The sequence below is a fragment of the Paenibacillus sp. RC21 genome, assembly GCF_044907935.1.
Taxonomy (GTDB): Bacteria; Bacillota; Bacilli; order Paenibacillales; family Paenibacillaceae; genus Paenibacillus; species Paenibacillus terrae_A.
On sequence record NZ_JBIYCS010000003.1, the window covers coordinates 350,616 to 365,224 of the forward strand.

Genomic DNA, 14,609 nt, shown 5'->3' on the forward strand with positions numbered 1-14,609 from the left:
CAACAAATGAAAGCAGTACCCAAAGTAAATACAGACGGCTTCTATCTAGAGGACGAGTTGGTGGACGATGCCTTTTCTGGCGTCGTCCCTTTTTATGCTCCATCTTCGCTCCCAATATCTGATACGGACCAGCAGTTAGGCACCTATCAGCTTATTGCAGATAGTTCGAGTGCCACAGACGAAGCGAACTCAAAAACTATCCCTACTGGCTATACCGTTGGTATTCCAGTGCCACCGGGCTTATACCATCCCCGTTTTGACATCCAAGGCTGGCTGACCTATGAAGCAGAATATGACGAAAAGCTGCTAGAGCCTCAAAACGCGCACGAGCAGTTGAACAAGGAATCTCATGCTTCATTTCAGAAGCTGCATGATGAATGGCAAAGCAAGCCAGAAAACGAACGTGGGGAAGAACCCGTATATTCTGTACCAAATTTTACAACTCCAGAACGAAAAGACCCAACGACATTCTGGGGTGAAGGATTAAGTGACGAAGCGATCAAGGAGCTGACACAAAAAACGGAGCAACAGCCAAGCGAGGCAGACCAATTGAAGCAGCGTATTGCAGATCTGGAAGTAACGCTGATCCAACTCATGCTTGGTAACACAGGAAAATAACGTGTACTGACTATTATATACAGTAGCAAAAATCTATATAAAAGAGGTGAAATCATAACCATGGCAGCTTTAACAGAGGCTCAATTGCGTATTTGTGCTCATGCCTGCATCACCCGCTATGATCGGGGAGAGGGCGATGTAGCTACGATCATTGGAAGCTATGTTTTGGATGAACAACAGCGTGACGAGGTCATGGAGATTATTTTATCCAAACGTTCCGATCTAGTGCCGGGTAACGTAGAAGATTCGTCATCTGAGGATATTTTGAATGAACAGGAAGAAACGGTTCCTTGGTACAGCTCTATTTTTCGCAAGAAAACAGTATAACGATTAGGAAAATAAATATATACACGAATCTACAAATTCCACTGTATAGATGTGCTGGTGACGTTATAGGACATCGTTGTAAAAATTTCGGTTTTATAGAGAAAGTGAAAAGCATAGCGCACAGCAGGTGATACTATGATGCCCTTGGACCAACCAAGGGCATCCATTAGATAAGTTGGTTCAAAAGGGGGAACAAGCATGCATGAAAAGGTCGATCAGATTTGGCTGGGGTTTTCCACGGGGACCTTGATCGGTTATTTTTTCGGGGGGTGGACGACGATGTTGACGTTGTTGTTATGGATGGTCATTATTGATTTTTTCACAGGCTGGGCGGCGGCCTGGATTAATGGAGCATTGAAAAGCCGAGAGGGCTATTACGGTATTTTTCGCAAGGTTACAGTGTTTTTGATGATTACGGTAGCTCATCTGATCGACGGTATTCTGGGGGATGCACATTATTTCCGGGATGCCGTTGTTTTCTTTTATTTGGCGAACGAGCTATTGTCGATTATTGAAAATGTGGGCCGAATGGGAGTGCCAATGCCGGATATTTTGCGAAATGCGGTAGCCATTTTTGAATCCAAGTCGGTCGGGGAAAAGAAAAAGCCAACAGACCCCTCCGACAAAAGAAATAAAGCTTCATAAGGTGAGCAGAATGCACCTTTGCCCCATTTTCAGCACCAAGTTGGAAAAGCCCGGACCACGTCAATGGTCCAAGCATAGTTATAACAGTAACATCATCGGTTACAACATTATGAATGACAAGGAGGGATCGACTTATGCAAGATCGCAGTCCTAACGCTGCCGAGGGCATTGACGTGTCCCGATACCAGGGAAATATTGATTGGAAACGTGTACGAGCCGATGGCAAATCGTTTGCCTTTATAAAAGCGAGTCAGGGACAGCGTTACGTCGATCCGACATTTATCACCAACGCCAAAGGGGCCAAGGCAGCAGGGGTATTGCTGGGAGCTTACCATTTTGTAGATGCAACCAGCGTTGACGCGGCCAAAGCGGAGGCCAGACATTTTGCCGAGGTACTGGATCGGGTTGGAGGTGCAGAAGCGCTGGACTTTCCAGCGGTCATGGATTATGAGAATAATCCGGGTGGACTTAGCTCTGCCGCGATCCATGACGTAGCCATGGCGTTTTTGACGGAATTTGAAAGGGTAAGTGGTCGCAAGCCGATGGTATATACGGGAAACGCTTTTGCAGCCCATTTCAAAGCGTCGCTGGTAGCTTATAAGCTGTGGATTGCGCGCTATAGCACACGAGTGCCCAATGATACCACAGCATGGAAGCTGTGGGACTTCTGGCAATACAGCGACAGTGGACGAGTTGATGGGATTCAAGGGCCAGTTGACCTGAATGTATACGCCGGAACTGAGGCAGAGCTGCGCCAAGCTTTTGCAGGAGAAGAGGGGGATGAGCCGATGACAGCAGAGGAAAAAGCGGCATTTAAAGCCTTGCAGCAGCAGGTTGCCGCACTTGAAAACAGCAAGGATGTGCTCAAACAGACATTGAACGAACAGACCGCTTATATTAAAAAAGTGGATCAGCAAGTAGCTGACCTGGAGGCGCGTCAGGCTATGCCAGTGCCAGCTTGGGCAAAGGAAGCCGTAGCCGCAGCCGTTGCTTTTAATCCGTCGAGTCCGATTGTGGATGCCAAGCAGCCGAGCAGCTATGATTTTTATCGCCTGCTCGTAGTCTTGAACCGTTTGGGTGTGTTTAAGAAATCGTCGTAAACTACTGAACAAACAGGAACTAAGTAGGAGAATTGGATCTTACAAAAAGGACGCGAGCAGCTGTTACAGCGGCGTTCTTTTTTGTATATTTGTAGATATTTCCCTGTGATATTAACTAACATTACTCTCCGAAAACGTTCGGAAATTTAAAAAGATCTATGAAAACGCTCTTGTCTACCATCTCATTTTATAGTAAAGTATCCAGTAATCACTCTCCATTCATGTAATCACTTGTATATACTGTGAGTATATATGACATTTTTCACTATGATTCAACAAAAGCTGAATGCTTGGAGATAGCAATCTTCCTCATAACCTCACAGACCATCGCATCGGGTACGAGACTTTAGGCATACATCACGGAGGCCGATTGAATTGAACCACAGGGTGTTGATATCTACTTCTACATATAAAATTACCTTACACACCTCCTACTTGAGCATTTTGCAACAATCCCAAGAGCGATTTCAAATCAGCAATATATAGATCGAAACGGTTTAGTTCGTCTATCTATTGTACTTTCGAGCGTTGGGAATCGAATGATGCAAAGTGCTGACTTATGAAATAGCTTCCATCAGAGAAAATGATATCACTCGGTAATAGGCTAAAAATCAGCTTGATTCCCTCATACTCACGCGAAATAATGAACATGCAACCCAGAAGAAGTCTATTTTTCTGTTGAATATAAAGGGAGATTCATTTTAGCAATTTGTCCTCCATCATTTGATAATACCTTACGATTGGTGATAGATATTTGCTGTGTAAGCTTACGTAACTGTGTGTCATCGGGTTTAATTTGGACCCTGTGTCCATTAGATCATAGAGATTATCCGGGCATCCATCTGGTATCAACGAACTAACAATATATGAGGTGTGAAAGGGGTCTGCTGCATGAGGAAAAAGTACGTAAAGAACAAAGCTTGGACCGTCCTACTGGTGCTTGCATTGGGGGCTGTTCTGGCACTTTCCGGCTGTGGAGGTTCCAATGAAGGCGCAAAACCGGAGGCAGGAAAAACGCCAGGCGGCGCAGGAGAGGGCAAGCAGGATACATTAATTTATGGACGCGGTGGCGATTCCGTGGCGCTGGACCCTGCGATTGTGACCGAAAGTGAATCGCTAAAAATTGGAATGCAGGTGTTCGATACCTTGCTGGAATACAAGGAGAGCACCACGGAGATTCAGCCGGGGCTTGCAGAGAGCTGGGAAGTATCACCGGACGGACTGATTTATACGTTCAAGCTGCGTCAAAGTGTAAAATTCCATGATGGAAGCGACTTTAATGCAGAAGCCGTTGTATTTAACTTTAACCGCTGGTCTGATCCGAAAAGTCCATACAAATTTGAAGGGGACTCGTATGATTATTATGACTCCATGTTCGGCCCAGAAGGGAGTCGGGTGATCAAGGAGGTCAAAGCGGTAGCTGCGAACACTGTCCAGTTTAAACTGACCAAGCCGCAGGCGCCTTTTTTACAAAATATCGCTATGCCATCCTTTAGTATTGCAAGCCCTAAGGCTATTCAGGAGAAAAAGGCTGATTTCAAGAGCAATCCGGTCGGTACGGGACCCTTTGTATTTAAGGAATGGAAACGAAATGATACCATCACGCTGGAGAAAAATCCAAACTATTGGAAAGAGGGACAGCCGAAGCTGGCCAAGATCATTGTTCGTTCTATTCCCGACAATACCGCGCGATTTAATGCTCTGCAAAACGGAGAAATTGATCTGATGGAGGATCTGAACCCGGACGATGCGAAGCAGCTGGAAGGCAATAACGAACTGCAAAAAATTGAACGCCCATCCTTTAATGTGGCGTATATTGGATTTAATTTAAAGAAAAAGGTATTCAATAATCCTAAGGTACGGCAGGCGCTTAATCATGCGGTGAACAAGCAGGCCATTATTGATGCATTGTTTGCGGGACAAGCCAAGCCTGCGGTCAATCCGATGCCACCTACGTTATGGGGATATAACGATAGCATTCAGGATTATGCCTACGATCTGGATAAGGCTAAATCCTTGCTGGCGGAAGCGGGCTATCCTAATGGGCTTACCGAGCCGTTAACCTTTTACGCGATGCCTGTATCTCGTCCGTATATGCCTGACGGCAAAAAGGTAGCGGAAGCCATTCAAGCTGATTTTGAAAAAATAGGTGTGAAAGTGAACATTCAATCGCCGGAATGGGCCACTTATCTGGATGATCTCAAGGCGGGCCAGAAAGATGATTTGTATATGCTGGGATGGAACGGAGATAATGGCGATCCGGACAACTTCCTGTACACCCTGCTGGACAAGGATACGATTCCGGGCAATAACCGTAGTTTTTATGTCAATGAGAAGCTGCATAAAATATTGGTGAAAGCTCAGGTTGAGGTCGATCAGAACAAGCGGGCGGAAATGTACAAACAAGCACAAGTGATTATTAAACAGGATGCGCCGTGGATTCCACTGGTTCACAGCACACCACTGATGGCAGGTAAAGTGAACCTCAAGGGCTTCGTGCCTTCTCCGGCAGGTATTGAATCGTATGGCAACGTTTATTTTGAATAGTCCAAATAGCACATACGCAAGCAGGCGGTGATTTTGGTATGAACTCATATATTGTAAAAAGACTGGCCGTTTTGATTCCGGTATTACTGGGCATGACGCTCATCGTTTTTTCGATTATTCATGCCATTCCGGGGGATCCGGCGGAAACGATACTGGGAGACAAGGCCACAGAGCAGTCCAAACAGGCACTACGTGAGCAGTTGGGGCTGGACAAGCCGTGGTTACAGCAATATGGAACTTACCTGGGTGAGCTGGCCCATGGCGATTTGGGTGATTCGATCCGCACCAGACAGCCGATTGCCCGGGAAATGCTGCCTTACTTGGCGGCTACGCTGGAGTTGACGGTGGCGAGTATGTTTTTTGCCGTTGTTGTTGGAATGAATGCGGGTATCGTGAGCGCCTGGAAGCGGAATTCCTGGTTCGACTATGTCAGCATGGTCATTGCCCTTGTCGGGGTGTCGATGCCCATTTTCTGGCTGGGTCTGATGGAGCAGTGGATTTTTGCCAATAAGCTGCATTGGCTTCCTTCTATCGGACGTATGAATTCCCGTGATCCGGTGGAGGCTGTAACGCATTTGGCGGTTATTGATGCGATGATTGGTGGACGTATGGAGCAGGTATGGACGGTCATCAAGCATTTGATTTTGCCCAGCATCGCACTGGGAACCATCCCGATGGCGGTCATTGCCCGCATTACCCGTTCCAGCATGCTGGAGGTTATGGATTCGGATTATATCCGTACAGCCCGAGCGAAGGGACTGGCATCTTTTCAAGTCGTGTACAAGCATGCACTTAAAAATGCCGCCATCCCCGTGCTTACCGTCATCGGTCTTCAGACGGGCTCGCTACTGGGCGGCGCGGTGCTGACAGAGACCATTTTTGCATGGCCCGGCATCGGACGCTACATTTTTGAAGCGATCAGCTCGCGTGACTATCCTGTCATTCAAAGCGGGATTCTGATCATTGCGTTCCTGTTCGTCATCATTAATCTGATTGTCGATTTACTGTACGCGGTTCTGGACCGGCGTATCCGTTATCAGTAATCAAGTCGTCAATGGGTCAAGGGGGAGCTTGTCCGATGTCACAATTTTCGATGGAACCCAACAATATACCGACGACACGCCATACGCTGGCTCATGTGCCTGTCGTTTCCGGCCCTTGGAGAGACGCGTGGAGGGCTTTCCAACACAATAAAATGGCGCTCGTCGGCCTCAGCATTATTATCTTCTTTGTCATTATCGCTTTGATCGCTCCGTGGATTGCTCCTTTTGATTATAAAGCGCAGAATTTGGTGGGTCGCTTGCAACCCCCTTCCGCAGAGCACTGGTTTGGGACGGACGATCTCGGCCGGGATCTGCTGACTCGTACACTATATGGAGCCAGAATCTCGTTGTGGGTCGGTTTTTTGTCCGTCATTGGTTCGATGATCGTAGGAACGGCCTTGGGTTTAATTGCGGGATTTTACGGAAAATGGGCAGACATGCTCATCTCGCGGCTGTTCGACATTTTACTGGCATTTCCGGGGATTCTGCTGGCGATTGCTATCGTTGCTATTTTAGGGCCTTCCCTGGAAAATGCACTGTATGCCATTGCGATCGTCAATGTACCAACGTACGGACGGTTGGTGCGCTCCAAAGTGCTCAGTGTCAAAACCGAGGAATACATCACTTCTGCCAGAGCGCTTGGGGCGAATAATGTTCGAATCATACTCCGATATATTTTGCCGAACAGCCTGACACCGATCATCGTACAGGGCACGCTGGGAATTGGAACGGCGATCATTGAAGCGGCAGCGCTTGGATTTCTCGGCTTGGGCGCACAACCTCCTCAACCGGAGTGGGGGAAAATGCTGTCGGATTCACGCCAATACATCCAGAACGCACCATGGACTGTTATTTTTCCGGGTATATCCATTATGCTGACTGTATTGGGCTTTAACCTGATGGGTGACGGCTTGCGGGATGTGCTGGACCCGAGGGCGAAGCGCTAGAACAAAAGTAGTTTAGCTTATATACTTCTAATATTATTAAAAAAAGGTGTTCCCCGGCCTGAATCCTAATGGCTGGAGGAACACCTTTTTCATATGACATTTTTCGTGTAATGAACTTCGATTCATTCAACTGTGACATACAATCTTCTCAATGCAAGTCATGTCAGCTTTCCTGAGACGTGAAAAAAATGTATAATCACTCCAATTGAGTACGTTGGGAGTGGGCTTTATGACATGGCAAAACAAGAGAGAGCATCGGCAGTTTCCGGAACAGACACGAAGCGACGCTTCACGGGCAGCATATGAACGGGATTACTCCCGATTGATCCATTCACCGACCTTTCGTCGGCTGCAAGGCAAATCTCAGGTTTTTGGCGCAGGCACGGGTGATTATTATCGCACACGGCTGACGCATTCGCTGGAGGTAGCGCAGATTGCACGCGAAGCGGCACGCAGCTTGCTGCGGCGGCATCCCGAGGTGGAACTGGGGCAGGCTGATAACGCCGGGCTGATTATTGACCCCGAGGTGGTGGAATGTGCGTCCATTGCGCATGATTTTGGCCATCCACCGTTCGGACACAAGGGCGAAGAGGTACTGGACGGCATTTTGGATCAGTTGATCGAGACGAAGGTGGAAAAGATAGCGGCCGCTGGAAGCTTCACGCCTGATTCCAGGCAGGGGCTGGAGGCATATGCACGCGAGCGGCAAATCTACGAGCATTTTGAGGGGAACGCACACAATTTCCGACTAATTATGTTTTTGGAGAAGCGTGAGAACGTAGATGGTTTGAATTTGTCGGACGCTGTTTTACTGGGGATCAACAAGTATCCGTATCCGGGGATTTTGAACAAAAAAGGGATGTATCTGCATGAGTGGGAATACATTCGTTCCATCCGCGAGGATTGGGGAATTCCTGATGGTCAAAAGACGCTGGAGGCCCAGCTTATGGACCTGTGCGACGATATTGCGTATTCCGCGCATGATCTGGAGGACGGAATTAAGGCAGGGAAAATTGAGGTGCACGAGCATTTTTTGTATGATCCGTACTTGATCCGTCTGATTACAGAAAAAATCACCACGTTGGAGGATAGCTTCTGGCAAGGCTGGCAGCTGGCTCAGATCGAACAGAAGGTGGCGGCTGTGCTCAGTGAATTTTTGAAGGTATGGAATGGCAAGATGCCTATGTGTGAACACGATTATTCCCGTACCCGTCGTGAGGTGAAAGCGTACTGGGTCAGTCTGTTCGTCAGCAGCTTGGGTGTAATTGATGTGGGTGATTGGAAAAAGGTTACTTTTGTGCGGGATGGAAGCGAGGATCTCGATATGCTTCGTACCGTGAGTGTGCTGAAAAGCTTTGCTTGGGTCACGATGATCCGTGATCTGCGCGTGCAGCGGCTGCAAAAACGGAGTGAATGGATGCTCAGACGCCTGTGGCTGGCTTTTCTCGATCCAGAGACATCCAAGTCCATTATTCCGAGTGATTGGCTCCAACGCTTTGAACGTGATCAGGGCAAGGCAAAACCGATTTGGACATGGGAGCATATGGTCATTGATTATATTGCAGGGATGACCGATGCGTTTGCCGAGAAAATCTATAATGAGCTGTATGGTTTGAAGGTGGGTTCCATTTACGATTTGGACTAACATTTCATGTTGGCCCTATATAGTAGAAGAAACTGGTTTTTAAGTATGGAAAAGAAGGGGGGATATCAATGGGTTCTCAGTCTATACCTGCCAAATCACTGAATTTGGGGGTACTGGATATGGTGCCGTTATTGCCCGGAAACCGACCGGAGCAGGCCGTTCAATGGGCAGGAGAGCTGGCCAGACGTGCAGAAGCGTGGGGCTATACGCGCTACTGGACCTCGGAGCATCATGATATGAAGGGGCTAGCTTCCTCCAGCCCGGAAGTGTTGCTGGCTCACATCGGGGCGGTGACCCGGCAAATCAAGCTGGGGGCAGGCGCTATTTTGCTTCCGCATTATAGTCCGGTCAAGGTCGCAGAATGGTTTCATCTGCTGGCGGCTCTATATCCGGGCAGAGTCGAGCTGGGTCTCGGGAGAGCACCCGGTGGAGGACCACATGCTTCGATGGCGCTGAGCGGCAACTTTCTCCAGCATGTGGCTGAACTGCCACAGACGATGGAAGCGCTGCTGGCTTTGCTGGAAGGTACCTACGAGTATGAGCAGGTGCCTGTGTTTGCCCGCCCGATGCCTGAACAGCCACCTGCGCTGTGGATGCTGGGTACAAACCGTAAAAGTGCCGAATACGCCGCCCGGTATTCAACTGGCTATGTGTTCGGTCAATTTATGAGTGGGCAGGATACGAGAGATATGCTGAGCATGTACCGTTCCGGCTTTCAGCCGTCCAAACGAATGGACAAGCCCCGTACGATGGTTGCTGTAGGGGCCATAAGTGCCTCAACGAATGAACAGGCGCAGCGGTGGGCTGCACAGATTACGATGGGTGACCCGGCGATGCGGGCCAATTGGCTGGTGGGAACACCATCGGATGTTGCCGAACGGTTGCGCAGCTTGCAGGTTGAGTACGATAATGATGAATTTTTGTTGGTCACACCCATTCCCGATTATGAGCAGCGGCTTCAATCCTACCGTCTTATAGCAGAGGCCATAAATTCTAGCTATGATTCTAAATGAAAAGAGATCTGACATGAACCGACATGAAATAAATAGTTCTGCTATGAATATGCAAAGATACATATATACCTACGCGTGTCATGAAACCGAGCGAGAGCTGTGTCTTTTGGAGTTGAAAAGCTTTTTCGGCCAGCCGCCTGCGCATGATTCCATGCTGTTGTCCTATCGGCGGTTGGAGCCGGGCACCAGCCCGTTCATCCATCTTCGGCTGGATGTGACCGCAGATGCGGGTACGTTGGATGAGCTATGCGAAGCAGCTTCCGCAATTCACCTTGAAGAAGGGAAGACCTTCAAGGTCCTGTGCCTTAAGGAAGGCGACAACGTGGCTGACTATGACGAGCGTCGCGGTATAGAAAGACGCATTGGCGCACGTATTCGAGGACAGGCGCAAATGAAAGAACCGGATGTCACCCTGGGTGTCATACGGGTAGGAGAGCGATGGCTGCTTGGCAAGTGCATATACAGCGACAGATCGTGGCTGGAGCGCCGTCATAAGCCGCAAAACTACTCCACCGGACTACCAGTGCTGGTAGCCAAAGCGCTTGTGAATTTAGCAGTGCATGACATAGCAGCACAGGATATAGATGTGGGCCGATTGAAGTTGCTGGACCCGTGCTGTGGCATGGGTAATGTGATGATTGAAGCATTGAGCATGGGAAAAGATATTCGCGGTTGTGATATTAATCCGCTGGCGGTACGCGGGGCACGCGTGAATTTGCGTCATTTTGGATATGAAGAGGATCGGGTGAAGCTGGGAGATATGAATCTGCTGGAGGGAACCTATGATGCAGCGATATTGGATATGCCCTATAACCTGTGCTCCGTGCTCCCTGCCGATGAACAAAAGCAGATGCTGCGCAGCCTGAGGCGCTTGGCCGCACGAGCGGTAGTCGTAAGCACGGAGCCGATGGCAGCATTGCTGTCCGAGTCAGGCTGGACCCTCACGGAGCAATGCCGCATACACAAGACAGGTATGAGCCGGGAAATATGGATCTGTGAATAGTTTGTTAATACTGAGTTTTGTAGTTAACCAAATTCAGCGGCAGCTCCTGATCGGCTGCGTAGGCTTTCAAATTGGTGAGGAAAATATCTACCGCCCGTTCAGCGTAACGGTCCGTGTCGCCTGCAATATGCGGCGTAATCAGGACATTCTCCAGACTCCACAGTGGATGTGACGCGGGTAGCGGTTCTTCCTCGAATACATCCAGTCCGGCAAAGGCAATATGCTTTTGCTCCAGAGAGCGCACAAGTGCATCCGTATGGACAGTGTTGCCACGACCTACATTAATGAAGAAAGCTCCCTTACGCATGGCTGCAAATGCCTTTTCGTCAAAGAAGTGACGGGTTTCCTCGGTGAATGGCAGAATATTTACCACGATATCCGCCTCTCCCATCGCTTCATGTAATTGCTCATTTGTGTACATGCGCTTCACATGAGGGGCATCCTTGCCGGAACGACGAACTCCGATCACCCGCATGCCGAAGGCTTCTGCGATCCGGGCCGTTTCACGACCGATTTCGCCCACGCCCGTAATCAGCAGCGTTTTACCGCGTAATTCCGTTAGGTCGCCTTCCGGTGGCTGCCATGTTTTCTGACGTTGCAAGAGAACTGCTTGCTGTAAATACCGTGTATGCGACAGCAGCATCCCGAAGATTTGCTCCGTAATCGGAACGGCATGAACGCCGCTTGTATTGGTGAGTAAAATATGACGCTTTTCCAGCTCTGCAAGTGGCAGCTTATCAATGCCCGCCGACCAGGTCTGTATCCATTTCAGTTTGCTGTCAGGATGCAAAGCCGCTTCGGAAATATGCTTGGACCAGCCTAAAATGACCTCTGCCTGTCGGATTTGTTCAGGCTCCAGCTCTTGGGCTTTACCAATGAACAGCTCATAGCCCGGAGCTGCTGCACGAATTTGCTTTTCTTGCTCTGCGGTAAGCTGGTGTAAACTTACGATGGTTCCCATGATTCATTACCTCCTCGGTTTTTGATTCTTTGGAGCTTCCAATATATTCTGCTGAATCATCCTTTCAAGGATAACAGATTGGTGAAAAGATTGCATAAATAGGGGTAAAAGCGAGCTTGCTGTGTCACTATAGATAACAACGAATGACTGTAGCTCCGATTAGGGATGAAAGGAAGACCATGACGATGAACGGATTACCGCTGGTAGTACCGCAAACAGCACAAACACAAAGACTTTTTACCGCGATTGCTCTCCCGAGCGAGCATAAGAAGGAGTTACGCCGCTGGGTGGAACAGGATGTTAACGAGCTTTCTTTTCGCAAATGGACCGATTTCAGGGATTACCACGTGACACTTCAGTTCCTGGGGGATGTGGCGACCAAGGATATACCGGAACTGGAACAGGCTTTATTTCAGGCGGCCGCTGCACATTCCCCGTTCACTCTCGGGCTTGGCGAACCGGGGACTTTTGGACGAGATGGATTTCCGCGTGTGCTATGGAGGGGAGTTACGGGGCAGAAGGATTCTTTGAACCAGCTCCACCAATCCATAGTTGAGGCTACCGAACCGCTTGGTTTTAAGCCCGAGGAACGGCCTTACAGGCCCCATATCACAGTAGCACGTTCGTATACAGGGCAGGAGCCTATTCCGGCGTCTATGTTTCAGTCCAATGACCGGATAGGCGAGCCGTGGGAAGTGGGAGAATTTGTTTTGTACGCGACCCGAATGGGCCAAAAACCAATGTACCAAATAATTCAAACAATCCCATTATCAAGGTGGAACCCTTGATCTATCAGCGATTTTAGTGATATAGTATTTCAGCGTTATTCAAAAGGCGCATTTTGGGTTACATATCTGAGGAATGTGCCTAAAGTTAACAGGAGGAACATTATGGAAATCGTTAAAGAACATCGTTGGTTTGCACCTCTTTTGAGTGTGCTGCTTGTTTGTATATTGGGGGTAGGCCTCTACGCTGAGGTTCAACAAACACAAAAAAATCATAAAAATGCACCTATGCAATCTCTGAGCTGGTCAGGGAATTCTTCGGCTCCTTCACACGGGGACAGGATGGAGACCCATAACGGGTCAAACAGGACAAGTCCCATCTTTGCCAAGGCTCATGGGCAGCCGAGCTGGAAACAAATCATGCCGACTCCGTTACCCGCTTCCCAGATGAAGCAGGCGGGACAAGCCCGGAGCAATGTTGCAACCGGCGTGAAAAAACCTGAAGTCCAGCATAGCAAGTCCGCAATTCTTCCCCCTCCTACAACCATCTACTTTACGAAGACACAAATGCTCTCTCAGGATGACAAGGCGTTGTCTACCTGGAGCTATCCTGTCTCCGCTAAAGAACTGCTCCTGCTACAAAAAATAGTCATGGCAGAAGCAGAAGGCGAACCGTACGAAGGCAAAGTGGCAGTTGCCAACGTTGTCTTAAACCGGCTGCGGTCAGCCCCATTTCCCGATACGATTCAGGCAGTGATTTATCAAAAAGCGCAATTTAGTCCGGTTGCGAACGGGCGTCTTCGTCGTGTCCACCCCAACCAGGACAGCATTCGTGCGGTTACGGCTGCTTTGAATGGCCATAAAGCCGTGCCTGATAATACCTGCTTTTTCCTGTCGCTGACGTTGGCTCAGGATCTTACGGTTCATCATTCGCGTACCAAAGTGAAAACAATCGGTCATCATACCTTTTACAAATAACAGCCCTTTCTAAACAACAGGGTTCAGCTTTGTGAACGTATTTTTTTCGTGTACAGATGAAGCTTGTATGCAAAAAGCGGTATAATGGGTAAATGAAAGGTACCTAAGTTCTGAAAGTGACAATGGAGGTGGCAGATGATATGAAAATCACATATTACGGGCATTCAGCTGTGCTGGTGGAGGAAGAGGGCAAACGGATTATTATTGATCCTTTTTTGACCGGGAATCCTAAAGCGGTAGTAAAAGCTGAGGATATTCAGGTGGATGCAGTGCTGTTGACGCATGGTCATGCGGATCATTTTGGAGATGCTGTTGAAATTGCCAAGCGCAACGATTGCCCTGTAATCGCGGTGGCGGAATTGGCTGACTATTGTTCATCTCAGGGAGCCAAGGCTCACGGCATGAACCTTGGCGGTGGTCACCAATTTGACGGATTCCATGTAAAATTCACGCTTGCGTTCCACAGCTCCTCTTTAAATGTGAATGGACAAACGATATATATGGGTGAGCCTGCGGGCATTTTATTGACCATAGGCGGCAAAACATTTTTCCATGCTGGCGATACCGCCCTGTTTGGCGATATGCGTCTCATTGGGGAAACTAACTCGATAGATGCTGCGGTATTACCGATTGGTGACGGCTATACCATGGGACCGGAGGATGCGCTGCTGGCAGCTAAATGGCTCCGGGCAAGCCGCGTGATACCAGTGCATTACAATACATTCCCGGGCATTGAGCAGGACGGGAACGCCTTCTGTGACCGTCTGCACAAGGAAGGGATTGAGGGGAAAGCCCTGAATCCCGGTGAAAGCCTCGAATTTTAACCTGCACTGCCGAATTGCAGGGATACGTCTGAGAGTCAGAATGTTCAACAGATATCCTTTATCAGCCTTTTTTGTTCCTTCGGGAATGGGAAAGGCTGGATTTTTTAAAGTGAATATTTATACATAAAAACAGTATATTTTTGCATGTAACATTGAAGCTGTAATGTAAAAGATTTATTATCACAATCATAAAAACTTTGAATTGCTAACATGGTAGGTCAATGATAAAATGA

The 14,609-nt window shown here is 48.5% G+C and carries 14 protein-coding genes; 13 read left to right on the forward strand and 1 reads right to left on the reverse strand.

Annotation, left to right across the window (positions count from 1 at the left end; all coding sequences use genetic code 11):
• Window positions 1-6: 6 nt before the first annotated feature.
• The 10 genes from ABIA61_RS11345 (at window position 7) to ABIA61_RS11390 (ending at window position 10,888) form a co-directional block, all read left to right on the forward strand.
• Entirely contained in the window at window positions 7-618 is a 612-nt protein-coding gene (locus tag ABIA61_RS11345; RefSeq protein ID WP_404580744.1) for a hypothetical protein, read from the forward strand.
• Window positions 619-678: 60 nt separating this feature from the next.
• The gene (locus ABIA61_RS11350; protein ID WP_283654939.1) at window positions 679-945 is read left to right on the forward strand and encodes a hypothetical protein; all 267 of its coding nucleotides are present in this window, start codon (window positions 679-681) and stop codon (window positions 943-945) included.
• 198 nt (window positions 946-1,143) lie between these two features.
• Window positions 1,144-1,590, forward strand: coding sequence for a phage holin family protein (locus tag ABIA61_RS11355; RefSeq protein WP_283654940.1), 447 nt, complete (start codon window positions 1,144-1,146; stop codon window positions 1,588-1,590).
• Window positions 1,591-1,724: 134 nt separating this feature from the next.
• Entirely contained in the window at window positions 1,725-2,690 is a 966-nt protein-coding gene (locus ABIA61_RS11360; protein WP_283654941.1) for a glycoside hydrolase family 25 protein, read from the forward strand.
• 891 nt (window positions 2,691-3,581) lie between these two features.
• On the forward strand, window positions 3,582-5,237 hold the full coding sequence (locus ABIA61_RS11365; protein ID WP_404580745.1) for an ABC transporter substrate-binding protein: 1,656 nt from the start codon (window positions 3,582-3,584) through the stop codon (window positions 5,235-5,237).
• A gap of 38 nt (window positions 5,238-5,275) precedes the next feature.
• Entirely contained in the window at window positions 5,276-6,280 is a 1,005-nt protein-coding gene (locus tag ABIA61_RS11370) for an ABC transporter permease (RefSeq protein ID WP_283654943.1), read from the forward strand.
• A 35-nt stretch (window positions 6,281-6,315) separates the two neighbouring features.
• The gene (gene nikC, locus ABIA61_RS11375) at window positions 6,316-7,227 is read left to right on the forward strand and encodes a nickel transporter permease (RefSeq protein WP_404580746.1); all 912 of its coding nucleotides are present in this window, start codon (window positions 6,316-6,318) and stop codon (window positions 7,225-7,227) included.
• 229 nt (window positions 7,228-7,456) lie between these two features.
• Window positions 7,457-8,872: a deoxyguanosinetriphosphate triphosphohydrolase family protein gene (locus ABIA61_RS11380; RefSeq protein WP_283654945.1), complete on the forward strand. Its 1,416-nt coding sequence runs from the start codon at window positions 7,457-7,459 to the stop codon at window positions 8,870-8,872.
• Window positions 8,873-8,940: 68 nt separating this feature from the next.
• On the forward strand, window positions 8,941-9,885 hold the full coding sequence (locus tag ABIA61_RS11385) for an MsnO8 family LLM class oxidoreductase (RefSeq protein WP_283654946.1): 945 nt from the start codon (window positions 8,941-8,943) through the stop codon (window positions 9,883-9,885).
• Window positions 9,886-9,898: 13 nt separating this feature from the next.
• On the forward strand, window positions 9,899-10,888 hold the full coding sequence (locus tag ABIA61_RS11390; protein WP_283654947.1) for a THUMP domain-containing class I SAM-dependent methyltransferase: 990 nt from the start codon (window positions 9,899-9,901) through the stop codon (window positions 10,886-10,888).
• Window positions 10,889-10,892: 4 nt separating this feature from the next.
• On the opposite strand, the gene ABIA61_RS11395 is transcribed toward ABIA61_RS11390, so the two are convergent.
• Window positions 10,893-11,849, reverse strand: a complete 957-nt coding sequence (locus ABIA61_RS11395; RefSeq protein ID WP_283654948.1) for a D-2-hydroxyacid dehydrogenase — start codon at window positions 11,847-11,849, stop codon at window positions 10,893-10,895.
• 185 nt (window positions 11,850-12,034) lie between these two features.
• Between ABIA61_RS11395 and thpR the strand changes: the two genes are divergently transcribed.
• The 3 genes from thpR to ABIA61_RS11410 all read left to right on the forward strand — a co-directional run bounded on the left by thpR (window position 12,035) and on the right by ABIA61_RS11410 (window position 14,376).
• On the forward strand, window positions 12,035-12,637 hold the full coding sequence (gene thpR, locus ABIA61_RS11400; protein WP_283654949.1) for an RNA 2',3'-cyclic phosphodiesterase: 603 nt from the start codon (window positions 12,035-12,037) through the stop codon (window positions 12,635-12,637).
• Between the two features lie 102 nt (window positions 12,638-12,739).
• Window positions 12,740-13,552, forward strand: a complete 813-nt coding sequence (locus ABIA61_RS11405; RefSeq protein ID WP_283654950.1) for a cell wall hydrolase — start codon at window positions 12,740-12,742, stop codon at window positions 13,550-13,552.
• 140 nt (window positions 13,553-13,692) lie between these two features.
• The gene (locus ABIA61_RS11410) at window positions 13,693-14,376 is read left to right on the forward strand and encodes a metal-dependent hydrolase (RefSeq protein ID WP_283654951.1); all 684 of its coding nucleotides are present in this window, start codon (window positions 13,693-13,695) and stop codon (window positions 14,374-14,376) included.
• The last annotated feature ends 233 nt before the right edge of the window (window positions 14,377-14,609 follow it).

Bases quoted from the DNA above. Each gene is read 5' to 3' on its own strand.
- ABIA61_RS11345 (WP_404580744.1), top strand. From the start codon at position 7: ATGAAAGCAGTACCCAAAGTAAATACAGACGGCTTCTATCTAGAGGAC.
- ABIA61_RS11350 (WP_283654939.1), top strand. From the start codon at position 679: ATGGCAGCTTTAACAGAGGCTCAATTGCGTATTTGTGCTCATGCCTGC.
- ABIA61_RS11355 (WP_283654940.1), top strand. From the start codon at position 1,144: ATGCATGAAAAGGTCGATCAGATTTGGCTGGGGTTTTCCACGGGGACC.
- ABIA61_RS11360 (WP_283654941.1), top strand. From the start codon at position 1,725: ATGCAAGATCGCAGTCCTAACGCTGCCGAGGGCATTGACGTGTCCCGA.
- ABIA61_RS11365 (WP_404580745.1), top strand. From the start codon at position 3,582: ATGAGGAAAAAGTACGTAAAGAACAAAGCTTGGACCGTCCTACTGGTG.
- ABIA61_RS11370 (WP_283654943.1), top strand. From the start codon at position 5,276: ATGAACTCATATATTGTAAAAAGACTGGCCGTTTTGATTCCGGTATTA.
- nikC (WP_404580746.1), top strand. From the start codon at position 6,316: ATGTCACAATTTTCGATGGAACCCAACAATATACCGACGACACGCCAT.
- ABIA61_RS11380 (WP_283654945.1), top strand. From the start codon at position 7,457: ATGACATGGCAAAACAAGAGAGAGCATCGGCAGTTTCCGGAACAGACA.
- ABIA61_RS11385 (WP_283654946.1), top strand. From the start codon at position 8,941: ATGGGTTCTCAGTCTATACCTGCCAAATCACTGAATTTGGGGGTACTG.
- ABIA61_RS11390 (WP_283654947.1), top strand. From the start codon at position 9,899: ATGAACCGACATGAAATAAATAGTTCTGCTATGAATATGCAAAGATAC.
- ABIA61_RS11395 (WP_283654948.1), bottom strand. From the start codon at position 11,849: ATGGGAACCATCGTAAGTTTACACCAGCTTACCGCAGAGCAAGAAAAG.
- thpR (WP_283654949.1), top strand. From the start codon at position 12,035: ATGAACGGATTACCGCTGGTAGTACCGCAAACAGCACAAACACAAAGA.
- ABIA61_RS11405 (WP_283654950.1), top strand. From the start codon at position 12,740: ATGGAAATCGTTAAAGAACATCGTTGGTTTGCACCTCTTTTGAGTGTG.
- ABIA61_RS11410 (WP_283654951.1), top strand. From the start codon at position 13,693: ATGAAAATCACATATTACGGGCATTCAGCTGTGCTGGTGGAGGAAGAG.